The sequence below is a fragment of the Pedobacter quisquiliarum genome, assembly GCF_014642175.1.
In the GTDB taxonomy this organism is placed as follows: Bacteria; Bacteroidota; Bacteroidia; order Sphingobacteriales; family Sphingobacteriaceae; genus Pedobacter; species Pedobacter quisquiliarum.
Genome location: NZ_BMIL01000002.1, coordinates 342,723 through 356,490, shown reverse-complemented (window position 1 = coordinate 356,490; position 13,768 = coordinate 342,723). Strand labels below are relative to the sequence as shown.

15 protein-coding genes are annotated in these 13,768 nt (G+C 45.4%); 3 read left to right on the top strand and 12 right to left on the bottom strand.

Annotated features, from left to right (window positions below):
- Positions 1-231: 231 nt before the first annotated feature.
- On the top strand, positions 232-1,980 hold the full coding sequence (gene aspS, locus IEW69_RS03985) for an aspartate--tRNA ligase (protein WP_188625533.1): 1,749 nt from the start codon (positions 232-234) through the stop codon (positions 1,978-1,980).
- Positions 1,981-2,030: 50 nt separating this feature from the next.
- On the opposite strand, the gene IEW69_RS03980 is transcribed toward aspS, so the two are convergent.
- The 7 genes from IEW69_RS03980 to IEW69_RS03950 all read right to left on the bottom strand — a co-directional run bounded on the left by IEW69_RS03980 (position 2,031) and on the right by IEW69_RS03950 (position 6,906).
- The gene (locus IEW69_RS03980) at positions 2,031-2,480 is read right to left on the bottom strand and encodes a hypothetical protein (protein ID WP_188625532.1); all 450 of its coding nucleotides are present in this window, start codon (positions 2,478-2,480) and stop codon (positions 2,031-2,033) included.
- Entirely contained in the window at positions 2,464-2,838 is a 375-nt protein-coding gene (locus tag IEW69_RS03975; protein ID WP_188625531.1) for a phage holin family protein, read from the bottom strand. The genes IEW69_RS03980 and IEW69_RS03975 overlap by 17 nt, the downstream gene beginning before the upstream one ends.
- Positions 2,839-2,858: 20 nt before the next feature.
- A complete protein-coding gene (locus tag IEW69_RS03970) occupies positions 2,859-3,122 on the bottom strand; it encodes a YtxH domain-containing protein (RefSeq protein ID WP_188625530.1) in 264 nt (87 codons plus the stop codon).
- Positions 3,123-3,156: 34 nt separating this feature from the next.
- Positions 3,157-4,209, bottom strand: coding sequence for an AI-2E family transporter (locus IEW69_RS03965; protein ID WP_188625529.1), 1,053 nt, complete (start codon positions 4,207-4,209; stop codon positions 3,157-3,159).
- A 6-nt stretch (positions 4,210-4,215) separates the two neighbouring features.
- Entirely contained in the window at positions 4,216-5,601 is a 1,386-nt protein-coding gene (locus tag IEW69_RS03960; RefSeq protein ID WP_188625528.1) for a sigma-54-dependent transcriptional regulator, read from the bottom strand.
- A gap of 101 nt (positions 5,602-5,702) precedes the next feature.
- Positions 5,703-6,485 carry an enoyl-CoA hydratase/isomerase family protein gene (locus IEW69_RS03955; protein ID WP_188625527.1) on the bottom strand — a complete coding sequence of 261 codons (783 nt, stop codon included), beginning with the start codon at positions 6,483-6,485 and terminating at the stop codon, positions 5,703-5,705.
- A 1-nt stretch (position 6,486) separates the two neighbouring features.
- Positions 6,487-6,906, bottom strand: coding sequence for a cobalamin B12-binding domain-containing protein (locus tag IEW69_RS03950; RefSeq protein WP_188625526.1), 420 nt, complete (start codon positions 6,904-6,906; stop codon positions 6,487-6,489).
- 79 nt (positions 6,907-6,985) lie between these two features.
- Between IEW69_RS03950 and IEW69_RS03945 the strand changes: the two genes are divergently transcribed.
- Positions 6,986-8,647: a glutamine--tRNA ligase/YqeY domain fusion protein gene (locus IEW69_RS03945; RefSeq protein WP_188625525.1), complete on the top strand. Its 1,662-nt coding sequence runs from the start codon at positions 6,986-6,988 to the stop codon at positions 8,645-8,647.
- A 334-nt stretch (positions 8,648-8,981) separates the two neighbouring features.
- Here the strand turns inward: IEW69_RS03945 and IEW69_RS03940 are convergent, their stop codons facing one another.
- Positions 8,982-9,806, bottom strand: a complete 825-nt coding sequence (locus tag IEW69_RS03940) for an N-acetylmuramoyl-L-alanine amidase (RefSeq protein WP_188625524.1) — start codon at positions 9,804-9,806, stop codon at positions 8,982-8,984.
- Between the two features lie 143 nt (positions 9,807-9,949).
- On the opposite strand from IEW69_RS03940, the gene IEW69_RS03935 reads away from it, so the two are divergent.
- On the top strand, positions 9,950-11,629 hold the full coding sequence (locus IEW69_RS03935) for a dipeptidyl-peptidase 3 family protein (RefSeq protein ID WP_188625523.1): 1,680 nt from the start codon (positions 9,950-9,952) through the stop codon (positions 11,627-11,629).
- Here the strand turns inward: IEW69_RS03935 and IEW69_RS03930 are convergent.
- The 4 genes from IEW69_RS03930 to IEW69_RS03915 are packed head-to-tail and all read right to left on the bottom strand — an operon-like array spanning position 11,624 to position 13,756.
- Positions 11,624-11,986, bottom strand: coding sequence for a response regulator (locus tag IEW69_RS03930; RefSeq protein ID WP_188625522.1), 363 nt, complete (start codon positions 11,984-11,986; stop codon positions 11,624-11,626). The two genes, IEW69_RS03935 and IEW69_RS03930, sit on opposite strands and share 6 nt — an antisense overlap.
- Before the next feature lie 15 nt (positions 11,987-12,001).
- Positions 12,002-12,565 (bottom strand): chemotaxis protein CheB, encoded by a 564-nt coding sequence (locus IEW69_RS03925; RefSeq protein WP_188625521.1) that lies wholly within the window; start codon positions 12,563-12,565, stop codon positions 12,002-12,004.
- The gene (locus IEW69_RS03920) at positions 12,565-13,386 is read right to left on the bottom strand and encodes a CheR family methyltransferase (protein ID WP_373284093.1); all 822 of its coding nucleotides are present in this window, start codon (positions 13,384-13,386) and stop codon (positions 12,565-12,567) included. The genes IEW69_RS03925 and IEW69_RS03920 overlap by 1 nt, the downstream gene beginning before the upstream one ends.
- Position 13,387: 1 nt before the next feature.
- Positions 13,388-13,756: a response regulator gene (locus IEW69_RS03915; protein ID WP_188625519.1), complete on the bottom strand. Its 369-nt coding sequence runs from the start codon at positions 13,754-13,756 to the stop codon at positions 13,388-13,390.
- Positions 13,757-13,768 lie beyond the last annotated feature (12 nt).

Sequence of the window (13,768 nt, the reverse complement as noted above, 5' to 3'; positions counted from 1 at the left end):
GCAGTGCTGAAAATTTCCTTCTCTAGTCTTCAAAGTTCCCTTCGCTACGGGCTAGAATTTCCCCTCCCTGCTCCTCAAAATTCCATTCTCCACCTCCTAAAAATTCTCTTCCCTGCTTCTCGAAACTCCCTTCCCCAACTCTTAAAATCCCTCTATCCTATTCCTTAAAATAGACTTTAACAGTGATATATGGCTCAAAATGAATATTTTTGCAGCTTAATACGATAAAAAATGCTAAGAACAACGACTTGCGGCGCACTGAACATCCAGAATATCGGAGAAAGTGTAACATTATGCGGATGGGTGCAAAAATCCAGAGATCTGGGCGGAATGACGTTTATTGACATTCGTGACCGCTACGGCATCACGCAGTTGGTCTTCAATATGGACGACAACACAACCTTATGCGAAACTGCACGTACACTTGGCCGTGAATTCGTTATTCAGGCGAGCGGAACGGTAGTTGAACGTTCAAATAAAAACCTTAAAATCCCTACGGGAGAGATCGAGATCAAAATCACTGCATTAGAGATTCTGAATGCCTCCAAGATTCCACCATTCTTAATCGATGATGAAACCGATGGCGGCGACGATCTAAGAATGAAATACCGCTACCTGGACCTTCGTAGAAATCCAGTGCGAAATAACATGGTGCTCCGTCACCGTATGGCGCAATCCGTAAGAAGATACCTGGACGCCTTAGACTTCATCGAAGTTGAAACACCCGTGCTTATCAAATCCACGCCAGAAGGTGCAAGAGATTTCGTGGTGCCAAGCCGCATGAATGCAGGCGAATTCTACGCCCTGCCACAGTCGCCACAAACCTTCAAGCAATTGCTCATGGTGTCTGGTTTCGACCGCTACTTCCAGATTGTGAAATGCTTCCGCGATGAAGATCTACGTGCCGACAGACAACCTGAATTCACGCAGATCGATTGTGAGATGTCATTCATCGAACAGGAAGATATCCTGAATACCTTCGAAGGCTTAATCCGCACGCTTTTCAAAGAAATTAAAGGCATTGACCTGCCGGAAGTTCCAAGAATGCAGTATGCTGATGCGATGCGCCTTTATGGTTCAGACAAACCAGATACGCGCTTCGAGATGCAGTTCGTAGAATTAAACGATCTGGTAAAAGGCCATAACTTCCCTGTTTTCGAACAGGCAGAGCTTGTTGTTGGTATTAACGCGAAAGGTGCCGCACATTACACCCGCAAGCAGCTGGACGAACTTACCGAGTTCATCAAACGCCCGCAAATCGGTGCAACAGGCTTAATCTACTACAGACATAACGAAGATGGTTCCATTAAATCATCGGTAGACAAGTTCTACAACGAAGTGGAGCTTCAAAAATGGGCTGCAGCATTCAACTCTGCGCCGGGCGATCTAATCCTGATCCTTGCCGGTGCTAAAGACAAAGTGCGCAAGCAACTGAATGAGCTAAGACTTGAAATGGGCACCAGATTGGGCTTACGTGATAAAAACACCTTCAGTGCCCTGTGGGTGCTGGATTTTCCACTTTTGGAGTGGGATGAAGAATCTGGTCGCTACCACGCGATGCACCACCCTTTCACCTCACCTAAACCAGAAGATATCGCATTATTAGATACCAACCCTGGCGATGTGCGTGCAAACGCATACGACATGGTGGTAAACGGTACCGAAATCGGTGGTGGTTCCATCCGTATCCACGACAGGACCTTACAGGCCCTGATGTTCAAACACCTTGGTTTCTCGAAAGAGGAAGCACAGAAACAGTTTGGATTCTTAATGGATGCCTTTGAATTCGGCGCACCGCCACATGGTGGTATTGCTTTCGGGTTCGACAGGTTATGTTCCATCTTCGCAGGACTGGATTCCATCCGCGACGTAATCGCCTTCCCGAAAAACAACTCCGGAAGAGATGTGATGATCGATAGCCCATCAACCATTGATGACAAACAACTTCAGGAATTAAGAATTAAAACAGACCTGAAGTAATCAAAATACACTACACAAAAAAAAGGAGCTTAAAGCTCCTTTTTTTATATCTAGAATGTTTCGCTATCGGGCGGTATCCCATAATCAATGTAGTTCACCTGGCGCTTCGCTGTAATCTTCTTTTTCGCACCTCCAAACCAGGATTTCACCGTGCTGAACATCCCCGTAAGGTGTTCTGCATCTAATGACTTCCCAACTTTACTGGTGGCAAGACCCACAAGCGTTTTCGTGATAAATCCAGAGCCTCTAAACAAGGTATTGTTCATGAGCACAGGAAGTAAAAACGACATCACTTTGCTGCTGATGTTCAGCTGGTCGTCAGCCTTAAGGAAGGTCGATGGCGTAAGGTACTTCTTCGACAAACTTTTAAAAGAATATTGTTTAACGTATACTTTTGCATCGGCCGTTAATCGCTCCTCCTGCATGGTATATTCAGCTTTAAGTCCGCTTATTGCTGCCTGAAGCTCTTCCGCGTTATTGATGTTATACTTTCTCTTCATCGTCCTTATCCGCTAATTTGGTGAAATATTTTTTTATGGCGATGTTGATGATCGCTGTTTCTACCTTTCCTTTAGCAAGCATTACAACTACTGCAATCAATACCAGAAGTAAAGTCACTATTCCAAATCCTGCTGCAAAACTTCCAATCAACTCCGATAGGAACAGCGCCAGGGTGATAATAGCAAAAAGAAAAGCCAGGATAAAGCAGATAATCATGAACGTGTTGGTGATGATATCTGCAACGAGCTTTGATGTTTTCTCTAATAGATAAAAACGGGTATACTCCACCCGGGTTTCCAGATAAACCTTCGCATCAGCGTAAAGTTCATCCAGGGTTTTTTCTTTATTTTCCTGCATCGTTGTAAAGTTAAAAGGTACTACGCTATATCTAATTCGTCGGCATATTCGTCATCATTGTTCGCTCTGCCTTTTACTTTGTCAACGACCTTATCTTTAAGTCCGCTCAGGTGGTCTAACTCTTCAGCTGCCTTCTCTTTGATGGTATCGCTAAGATCTTTAAACGACTGACCAAGGCGCTCACGTGTCTCAGAACCTGCTTCAGGCGCAAACAATAAACCTAATGCTGCACCAGCTGCCAAACCTGCTAAAAGCCCTATTAATACTTTTGAACTATCATTCATAACCGTAAATTTTAATTTATTTGTTTATCAAAGACTATAACTCCTGAGTTTCAGAAATTGTTTTAATTCTTTCCATTCTATCAGAAGCCAGTGCACTTGTTTCATATATCTTAACAACAAGTACAAAATAGGACAGCAACAAAGGCCCGAAGACCAGTCCTAAGATGCCGAAAAGCGGGATTCCGATCACCACACCGATCACGGTGATAATGGGGTGGATGTTTCCAACCCGCTTCGCAATCAGGAATCGGAGTACGTTATCAATGTTGATGATCACCAGAAAGCCGAAGATCAGCATGGCGTAGCCGCCAAATTCATTGCCATTGGCAATCTGCATAATCGCTGCAGGCACGAAGATGATTGGTGGGCCCAGTATGGGCACAAAGCAGATAAATGTCGTGATCACCCCCCAGAAGAAAGGATCACTAAAGCCCAGCACAAAAAAGGAAAGGCTAACCAGCGATCCCTGCACCAGACAGATCAGCCCCTGCCCCACCACGTTCGCAAATGTCGTGTTCTTCATCTCTTCCGCAAAGCGGAGGGCATTCTGCTCCCGGAACGGCGCATATTTCAGCATGGCCGCTTCAAAGCGCTCATGTTCAACCAACATAAAGTACAGCAGGAAATACATCAGCAGCAAGCCTAAAACGATGTTAAAGGCCCCGGATATCAGGGAAGGGAACAGTTCCGTAGCCCACGTCCCGGCCTTTCGCAAACTATCGGCAATGATGTGCTCCACATCGCCACCCACCGGAACGAGTTGCTTTATTTTAAAGAAAAGGTTTTTGTAGTATATCTGATCGCTTTGCAGCTCATGGATCTTTGTGATCACCATGTTGCTCAAGCCATAAAATGGCAGCACAATAAGCAAAATCGATGTGAAAAGCAGCAGCAGCGCGGCAAAGCGCTTATTTAAGTTATGGTCCTGAACCATGTACAGGTATACTGGCCGCAGAATGGTATACAGCACCAGCGTACCTAAAATAGAACTGAAAATACCAAGTAGCGAATATGCAATCAGTCCCCCCAGAGCGACAATAATGACAAGATTTATATTATTACGCTGTTTATAGGTAAAGAGGGACATACAGGTTTAGGTATCCAGATTGATGGCTTTCATTTTATTGTAAAGTGTTTTCCGATCGATGTTCAGAATTTTAGCTGCCTTCGTTTTGTTGAAGTTCACCTCCCGCAGTACATTTAAAATCGCTGCGTATTCTGCTTCAAATGCAGCATTCTTCAAATCCCTCGGCCGGTCGGTACGCTGAATGCTGGTCTCAATGATCGCACTCTTGGCGTAGGTTGAGATTTCCAGTGGCAAAGCCTTCAGCTGGATCTCAGATCCTTCAGAAAGGAGTGCTGCACGTCTGATGACGTTCTTCAGTTCCCTTACGTTACCAGGCCAGTTGTAGGTCAGAAAACACTCCTCAACTTCCGTTGAGAATGACTGAACATTTTTGTTCAGCTCTTTGTTTGCAAGCTGCAGAAAAGTATGTGCGAAAACAAGGATATCCTTGCCACGCTGACTTAAGGGCGGCAAGCTGATGGAAAACTCGTTGAAGCGATGATAAAGATCTTCCCTGAACTTGCCACGTTGAATGGCAACAGACAGGTTTTCATTCGTCGCCACAATAATGCGAACGTCCAGATCAATTTCCTTGGTGCTACCAATACGTTTAATCTTACGCTCCTGTACGGTACGCAACAGTGCCGCCTGGATATCATAAGATAAGTTACCCACCTCATCCAGGAACAGCGTTCCGCCATTCGCCATCTCAAAGTGTCCGATCTTAGTATAAAGTGCGCCGGTAAAGGAGCCTTTTTCATGACCGAAAAACTCGCTACCCGCAAGTTCCTTTGTCAAAGATCCACAGTCCATCGCAATGAAAGGCATATCTTTCCTCGGACTGTTCATGTGAATGGCTTTGGCAACAGATTCCTTACCTGTACCACTCTCACCGGTTAAAATAACGCTGTATGTTGTTGGAGCGACAAGCTCAATTTGTCTTAAAAGATCCTTAGAAGCCTGACTTTGACCTGCAATGAAGTTTGCATCCTGATTATAGGGCTGCTTGGCACCTTTCTGCGGTTCAACATTCTGACCGCTTGCCAATGCTGTTTGTGTTTCCAGCGCCTTATTGATGGTCGCCAGAATTTCATCCGGATAAAGGGGCTTGGTGATGTAATCAAAAGCGCCTAGTTTGATAAGCTCTACGGCGATTTTAACATCAGAATACCCGGTGATGATGATCACACAGGTTTGCGGATATTTAGCTTTGATTTTTATCAATAACTCACGGCCATCGGTATCGTCCAGCCTGTAATCACACAGGACCAGATCGTACTGTTTACTGGTAAGGTGCTCCATTGCTGATGCACCCGATGTAACCGCATCTACGAGAAAGCCATTTTTGGTTAAAAACTTCGATAGAAGTAAACCAATATTAACCTCGTCGTCAATAATCAAAATGTTTTTCATACGCAGGGATGAGCTCGCTAAATTCAGAAGTAAAGATAACGAAAAAAAATTACTGGGAAATTTTTTCTACACTTTCACGTAAAGTTTCGTGAAGATTTGTGTTAACTACCTGTGAAGCTTGGTTTACGTTTTTCCAGGAATGCAGAAACACCCTCTTTGAAGTCGGCCGTTCCGAAACAATCCGCAAAAGCTTTGATCTCAATGTCATAGCCATTGGTCGCTGCATCAACGGCAGCATTTGTAGCCGTAATTGCTGCTGCGATAGCCTGTGGTGCACGTTGTTTAATCTTGCTCAGCAAACCTTCTGCCGTGCCAATTAACTCCGAAGCGGGTACAACATAGTTAACCAAGCCTATTTTTTCCGCTTTTTCAGCGCTGATCATGTCTGCCGTAGCAATCATTTCAAAGGCCCGGCCTTTGCCTACCAGTTTGGTTAATCTTTGCGTCCCGCCGTAACCTGGAATCAGGCCCAGGGTAACTTCTGGTAAGCCCAGCTTGGCGTTTTCTGAAGCCACACGCAGGTGACAAGCCATGGCTAGTTCCAATCCACCCCCTAAAGCAAATCCATTGATCGCCGCCACAAAGGGTTTGCTGCTGCTTTCAATTGCATTAAATACGTTGTTCTGCCCATCTCTGGCCAGCTGCGCACCTTGTTCAATGTCAAAATCAGCAAACTCCGAAATGTCTGCACCAGCAACAAAAGCTTTTTCGCCAGCGCCAGTAAGCAGTACACCAAGCACCTCGCGGGTCTCATTGGCATACGTTACCACAGCTGCAAGCTCCTGCAAGGTCTGACGGTTCAATGCATTTAACTTCAACGGTCTGTTGATCGTTACATATAAGGTGTTATCCTTTAATTCTGTATGTAGATTCTGGTATTCCATTTTAAAAGTTTCGGTTTTCTGTAACCCAGTTTGTAATATACGTGGTAATGGCCTCCATGGTTGTCCCGGGTGCAAACAATTCACCCACACCGATGTCCTTCAGCTTCTGCATATCCCCTTCCGGGATAATGCCGCCACCAGTAACCAGTACATTTTCCAACCCTTTTTGTTTCATAATGTCCATAATTTTTGGAAAAACGGTCATGTGCGCACCGGAAAGTATGGAGATACCGATGGCATCCACGTCTTCCTGCAAAGCAGCGTTCACCACCATTTCAGGGGTTTGTCTTAGGCCCGTATAGATGACCTCCATCCCGGCATCCCGGAGTGAAGTCGCGATGACCTTAGCCCCACGATCATGGCCGTCCAAGCCCACTTTTGCCACCAAAACACGTATTGGCCTGTTCAATGTTTTGCTCATAAATAGTTAGAATAGCGGATGGTAAAAGTAAGTAAATTAGCGGTTTTATATTAACTTTGGAGAAAAATTAACAGTTTTTATGAGTGAGGAAAGATCATTGAATTTTATTGAGGAAATCATTGAAAACGATTTACAAAGCGGAAAATACGAGACCCTGATCACCCGTTTCCCGCCGGAACCAAACGGGTATTTACATATTGGCCACGCCAAAGCAATTTGCTTAAACTTCGGCCTAACCCAGAAATATGGCGGCTATACCAACCTTCGTTTTGACGACACCAATCCAGTAACTGAAAAAACCGAATACGTAGACAGCCAGCAAGCCGATATCCGCTGGTTAGGTTTTGAATGGAAAAATGAACTATATACTTCTGATTACTTCGAGCAGCTTTACAAATTTGCAGTACAGCTGATTGAAGCCGGCCTTGCTTATGTTGACCATAGCACTGCTGAAGAGATTGCACAAACCAAAGGTACACCAACAGAGCCCGGAACAGACAGCCAGTACCGCTCCAGATCTGTTGCGGAAAACCTTGATCTTTTCACCCGCATGCGCAATGGCGAGTTCCCGGACGGTGCCTGCACCTTACGTGCAAAAATCGACATGAGCAGCCCGAACATGCTGATGCGTGATCCAATCATCTATCGCATCAAACATGCGGAACACCACCGTACCGGCAATACCTGGTGCATCTACCCGATGTACGATTTTGCCCACGGACAAAGCGACAGCATCGAAAGCATCACACACTCTATATGTACACTGGAGTACGTTTCACACCGTGAGCTGTACGACTGGTTTATTGAAAAACTAAACATCTTCCCTTCGCATCAATACGAGTTTGCACGTTTAAACCTGACCTACACGGTGATGAGTAAGCGTAAATTACTGCAATTGGTTAATGAAGGTGTGGTTAGTGGATGGGATGATCCAAGGATGCCAACAATCAGCGGCTTACGCAGACGTGGTTACACGCCTGAAAGTATCCGCGAATTCTGCGAGCGTATCGGTATTGCCAAAAGAGAAAACCTGATCGAACTGAGCTTACTGGAGTTCTGCGTTAGGGAACACCTGAATAAAACCGCAAACCGCGTGATGGCTGTTCTGGATCCAATCAAAATGGTGATCACGAACTACCCTGAAGGACAATCTGAAGTGCTTATCGGTGAAAACAACCCGGAAGCGGAAGATAAAGGCGGTACCCGCGAAATCCCGTTCAGCAAAGAACTGTGGATCGAGCGCGAAGATTTTATGGAAGAGCCTGCTAAAAAGTGGTTCCGCCTGGCACCTGGTGCTATGGTGCGCCTGAAGTTTGCTTACATCGTGAAATGTGAAGACTTCGTAAAGGACGAAAACGGAAACGTTACGGAAATCCACTGCAGCTACATCCCGGAATCAAAAAGCGGCGAAGATACCAGCGGCATCAATGTTAAAGGGACCATTCACTGGGTTAGCGCAGCACATGCGAAAACAGCGGAAATCAGAATCTACGACCGCCTGTTCACCGTAGAGTCTCCGGACAGCGAAGAGGGCGACTTCAAAGATTACCTGAACCCGGACAGCATTAAGGTGATTAAAGAAGCATTTATCGAGCCTTACCTTGCTGATGCAAAGCAAGACGCCAGATATCAGTTTATCCGTAAAGGATACTACAGCCTGGACACCGACTCAACACCTGAAAAGCTTGTCTTTAATCAGACTGTAGGTTTGAAAGACGCCTGGGCTAAAGCGAAAAAATAAGGATACAAGCACTATCTTAAAATATATAAGAGGATGTCTCATCAATTGAGCATCCTCTTTTTTTATGCGCTATAATCGCGTATGCATAACCTGCGCCTAAGCAATGGATAGCTTCGGGTCAAACGCACACGAAACGCACACCAGGCGCACACGAGACGCACACAGCACCCACAAATGTGTGCGTTTGCTGTGCGTTTCATGTGCAACTCCTCTGGGCTTGATATAAATCCAGCGGGTGTTTATCCCGCCTGACAGCTTAGTTCATAAAAAAGCCCGTCTTCATGCAGGATGAGACGGGCAATATCTTTTTAGCCAAAGAGGCTTTAATAAGCAATTACATGTATTTCGGGTACAGGTTAAACAGCACTAAACGCACCGCAGGTGAAATCGCTTCGCCTTTTTCGGTCGGCAGGAAGTGCCTTTTAAAAGCAATTACGGCTGCACCAACATTGCTGGTATCATAACCGATGATCCTTAAAGCTAAGATGGGATCAAATGTTGGTGGCGGCATTTTCAGCACCTGATCATACCATAACCCGAAGCCGCGATCTGCAAGCACTTTCCATGGGAAGTTATTTGGATCAGGTTTGCGTTTTGGTGCAAGATCGGCATGGCCGATGAAATTTGCAGTCGGGATGTTGTACTTCTTTTTTAGCGTCGCCAGTAAGCCCAGCAGGCTGTTCAGCTGTGCTTCGGAATACGCTTCCGAACCATTGTTATCCAGCTCAATCCCGATGGAAGAAGAGTTTAAGTCTGTGTCATTCCCCCATTTACCCAAGCCAGCATGCTGCGAGCGCAGATAGTCGTTCACCATTTGAACCACTTTCCCATCGCGGCTCACCACATAATGCGCACTAACGCCTGTTTTTGCCAGCGTGAAGGTTTTGATGGTCTGGTCGAGCGACGTTTGTGCAGTGTGGTGAATCACCACAAAGTTTGGCTTCCGGATACCAAAGTTTACGGAGCCAATAAAAGATTGCACTTCTGGTTTCAGAGAATCTATAAATTGGCCCGGTGGCGGAAGCGCTTTAATGATGTTTGCAAAATTTTCTGCCTGTTGTTTATATATCTTATTCGTTGCGGCGTATTTATTGCTTGAACAAGCGGTAAATACGATTGGGATAAGCAGTAAGTAAAGTAATTTGTAGGGTTTATTCATATCAGCTTTCAAAAATGTGAAAGTAAGATTTATTAAGCAATGCAGCCAGCAGGAATGTTATTCTTTAGCAGCAGGCTAGTTATTCTTTATGGAAGCCTATAATTACTAATTTTGAACCCTCCAATACGTGAAAATTAGATTGAATGAAATTATTTAATAAAACAACATTATTCCTAACAGGATGTGCATTGGCGGCAGGCCTGCAAGCCTGTACCAACACGGCTAGCAATGAAGAAAAAAAGACAAATACCGTAGTGCTGCCAGACAGTTTGCAGGAATATGTTAACGCCAGAATAAAAACTTACGAATCGGTAAAGCTGACCACAAACCTGAATCAGCTGAGTACGGCCGAGCGTAAAATGCTGCCTTTACTGATCCAGGCCGCACAGATTATGGACGAGCTTTTCTGGCTTCAGGCTTACCCACAACAAGACAGCCTTTTAAATGCGGTAAAAGATGACCGCGCCAAAGAATACATCCGCATCAATTATGGTCCATGGGATAGGCTGAATAACAACAAACCTTTCATTGCCGGCATTGGTGCGAAACCTGCAGGCGCTTCTTTCTACCCGGCCGACATGACCAAGGAAGAGCTGGAGAAATCAGATCTTAAAGACAAGTACGGACAATACAGCGTGGTTCGCCGCGATTCTACCGGCAAACTGATGACGGTTCCTTATCATGAACTGTTCGCCACACAGCTACAACGTGCTTCCAGCCTGCTTAAACAGGCGGCGCTGATTGCGGAGGATGAAGGACTGAAAAATTACCTGAACCTTCGCGCAGATGCGTTGACCTCTGATAATTATACCGCCAGCGATTTAGCCTGGATGGACATGAAAAACAATGGGCTGGACATTATTATTGGTCCGATTGAAAACTACGAAGACAACATGTTCAATGCCCGTGCATCTTACGAGGCTTATGTGCTTGTAAAAGATAAGGCATGGAGCAAACGTCTGGAGAAATATGTAAGTCTGCTACCGGGCCTACAAAAGGGCTTACCCGTACCTGCAAAATACAAGCAAGAGAAACCAGGTGTAGACTCTGAACTGAATGCTTATGATGTGGTTTACTATGCGGGTGATTGTAACGCGGGATCGAAAACCATCGCGGTGAATCTGCCAAATGACCCAATCATCCAGCAGAAAAAAGGAACCAGAAGATCACAGTTGAAGAATGCCATGCAGGCGAAGTTTGATAAAATTCTGGTGCCGATTGCCAATGAGCTGATCGACAAAGAACAGCAACAATACATCAACTTCGACGCGTTTTTTGCGAATGTGATGTTCCATGAAGTCGCGCACGGACTTGGAATCAAGAAAACTGTGAACGGGAAAGGGCTTGTTAAAGATGCGTTAAAAGAGCAATTCTCCTGGTTGGAAGAAGGTAAGGCAGATGTTTTGGGCCTTTATATGGTGACCAACATGCTGAAAGCTGGCGAACTGCAGGGTGATATTAAAACCTACTACACCACGTATATGGCAGGTTTGCTTCGTTCTGTACGTTTCGGGGCTGCGAGTGCCCATGGACGTGCAAACATGCAGTGCTTTAACTATTTCAAGCAGCAGGGTGCTTTCCTAAGAGGCACAAATGGCACTTACAAGATCGATTACGCGAAGTTTGAGCAGGCCATGAATGGTTTGAGCAAGATGATACTAACCCTTCAGGGAGATGGTGATCATGCAGCAGTAGCCAAGGCACAGGCAGAAAACGCTGTGATCAGCAATGAATTGAAGCAGGATTTAGATAAATTGAATAACAAAGGTATCCCGGTTGATATTGTATTTCAACAAGGGGTAGACGTATTGGGTGGATTATAAGTACTTACTTATAATCTTCTCCAACTCTTCGATATCAAATGGTTTGGACAGGTAGTCATCAGCGCCTGCCTGTTCTGCCAAAGATTTTACATCATTATTTGCAGAAAAGTAGATTACAGGAATGTGCGACAGCTCCGCATGTGCTTTCAATTCTTTAGTGGCGTCTATGCCACCAACATCAGGCAACCAGTTGTCCATGAAAATGATGTCAGGCACATAAGAAGATACCTGTTCAATGATATTGTTTGAAGTAGACGATGTTTTGATCTCATAACCAGCGTCTTCAAGAATGATTGTACAAAGGTCTAGTATGTCAACATTATCGTCAAATACAAACACTTTTTTTGCCTTGCTCATGTAATTCAATTTAATCTAAGATAGCAAATTTATGAATTCTGCGGTATCTTCAATATTTAATGATGCGTCAATTACAACATTTTGTGCCGCTTGTGCGGGCATGTAGGGCACTTGCGCATCCGCAGGGTTCTGTATTAGTGCCCTTCCGCCGTAAGCTTTTACCGCTTTAAGTCCGTTTACCCCATCTGCATTTGAGCCCGAGAGCAACATGCAAACCAGCTTATCCTGGTAGATTTCCGCAGCGGTCTGGAAGGTCACATCTATGGAAGGCCGGGAATAATTGATCTTCTCGGAAGAGTCTAAGGAGAAGGTACGATCCTGCTCAATGAGGAGGTGATAATCTGAAGGCGCAACATAGATTGTACCGGCTAGAATATGCTCCTTCTCCTCTACTTCCTTAACATTCAGCGTGGTACGGCCTTTTAACAAATCCGGCAACAGGGAATCTGCGCCGTGTTTACGGTGAATGACAATGATGATTGGGAAAGACAGATCCGGCCTTAGATCCGGCAGCACTTTCAGCAGTACGTCCAGGCTCCCAGCGGAGCCACCGATAACCAAGGCTTCACACGTTTTCATCAATTCATTTTCCTCCAGATTTTATCCGATGGGAGCCTGCGGTAACGCTTGGACACCCCAGAGAACTCCATCGTTTCTTTACTGCCCAGCGCCAGGTAGCCCAGCTCTTCAAGGCTGTCATCAAAAAGACCGATAACTTTGTTCTGCAGGTCGCGGTCGAAATAGATGAGTACGTTCCGGCAGAGGATCAACTGAAACTCATTGAAAGAGCGGTCAGACACCAGATTGTGCGTAGAAAAGATGATTTTACTCCTCAGGTCGTCGTTAAACTTGGCCAGGGAGTACTTGGCGGTGTAATAACTTGAAAACTCTTTGCTGCCGCCGGATTGGATGTAGTTTTCGGAATATTGCTTCATCTGACTTAGCCCGAAAAAGCCTTGCGCAGCTTTCTCCAGCACAGCCGGGTTCAAGTCTGTGGCATACACGAGCGATTTCTGCAGGAGTCCGAGCTCTTGCAAAAGGATACACATGGAATAGGCTTCTTCGCCGGTGGAACAGCCTGCGATCCAGATGCGGATTAAAGGATAGGTGCCCAGTTTAGGCAATACCTCATTCCGCAGCGTTTTGAAGAAGGTCGGATCACGGAACATTTCTGTAACGTTGACGGTAATTTGCTCTACAAAGCGCTTGAAATAAAGCGGCTCATTGGCAATCTTGAACCTGAATTCCGCAAAGCTAAGGGCTTTATCGAGGCTGTAAAGGCGCTGTATGCGGCGCTTTAGCGAAGCTTTGGAATAGCCCGTAAAATCGTAGCCATACCGCTCCAGCAAATCCGCCAGCAATGCATCTATCTGCTCCTCTGTGATTACGGTAACCTCCAAATCAGATGTATTTAGTGATAATTTCAGTGAGTGTATCGACATTGATTGGCTTCGATACGTAGCCCATTGCGCCTGCTTCCAGGCATCGCTCGCGGTCGCCAAGCATGGCTTGTGCCGTTACGGCAATAACCGGTACGTCTTTAAGGTCATCATCTGCATGCATCTCTGCAATGGCCTGATAACCGTCCATACCGGGCATCATCATGTCCATCAACACGATGCCGATCTCTTTATCTTGTTTTAACAGGGCCAATGCGTCTTCTCCGCTGGTGCTGGAGATGCATCGGTACTTCCTTGCCTTCAGCACTGCTGAAAGGGCAAAGATGTTCCTGTTATCATCATCTACGATTAATATTTTATCCTTAGCCATATCAATAAGCCA

Excerpts from the sequence above, each read along its gene's own strand:
- aspS (WP_188625533.1), top strand. The coding sequence starts at position 232 with ATGCTAAGAACAACGACTTGCGGCGCACTGAACATCCAGAATATCGGA.
- IEW69_RS03980 (WP_188625532.1), bottom strand. The coding sequence starts at position 2,480 with ATGAAGAGAAAGTATAACATCAATAACGCGGAAGAGCTTCAGGCAGCA.
- IEW69_RS03975 (WP_188625531.1), bottom strand. The coding sequence starts at position 2,838 with ATGCAGGAAAATAAAGAAAAAACCCTGGATGAACTTTACGCTGATGCG.
- IEW69_RS03970 (WP_188625530.1), bottom strand. The coding sequence starts at position 3,122 with ATGAATGATAGTTCAAAAGTATTAATAGGGCTTTTAGCAGGTTTGGCA.
- IEW69_RS03965 (WP_188625529.1), bottom strand. The coding sequence starts at position 4,209 with ATGTCCCTCTTTACCTATAAACAGCGTAATAATATAAATCTTGTCATT.
- IEW69_RS03960 (WP_188625528.1), bottom strand. The coding sequence starts at position 5,601 with ATGAAAAACATTTTGATTATTGACGACGAGGTTAATATTGGTTTACTT.
- IEW69_RS03955 (WP_188625527.1), bottom strand. The coding sequence starts at position 6,485 with ATGGAATACCAGAATCTACATACAGAATTAAAGGATAACACCTTATAT.
- IEW69_RS03950 (WP_188625526.1), bottom strand. The coding sequence starts at position 6,906 with ATGAGCAAAACATTGAACAGGCCAATACGTGTTTTGGTGGCAAAAGTG.
- IEW69_RS03945 (WP_188625525.1), top strand. The coding sequence starts at position 6,986 with ATGAGTGAGGAAAGATCATTGAATTTTATTGAGGAAATCATTGAAAAC.
- IEW69_RS03940 (WP_188625524.1), bottom strand. The coding sequence starts at position 9,806 with ATGAATAAACCCTACAAATTACTTTACTTACTGCTTATCCCAATCGTA.
- IEW69_RS03935 (WP_188625523.1), top strand. The coding sequence starts at position 9,950 with ATGAAATTATTTAATAAAACAACATTATTCCTAACAGGATGTGCATTG.
- IEW69_RS03930 (WP_188625522.1), bottom strand. The coding sequence starts at position 11,986 with ATGAGCAAGGCAAAAAAAGTGTTTGTATTTGACGATAATGTTGACATA.
- IEW69_RS03925 (WP_188625521.1), bottom strand. The coding sequence starts at position 12,565 with ATGAAAACGTGTGAAGCCTTGGTTATCGGTGGCTCCGCTGGGAGCCTG.
- IEW69_RS03915 (WP_188625519.1), bottom strand. The coding sequence starts at position 13,756 with ATGGCTAAGGATAAAATATTAATCGTAGATGATGATAACAGGAACATC.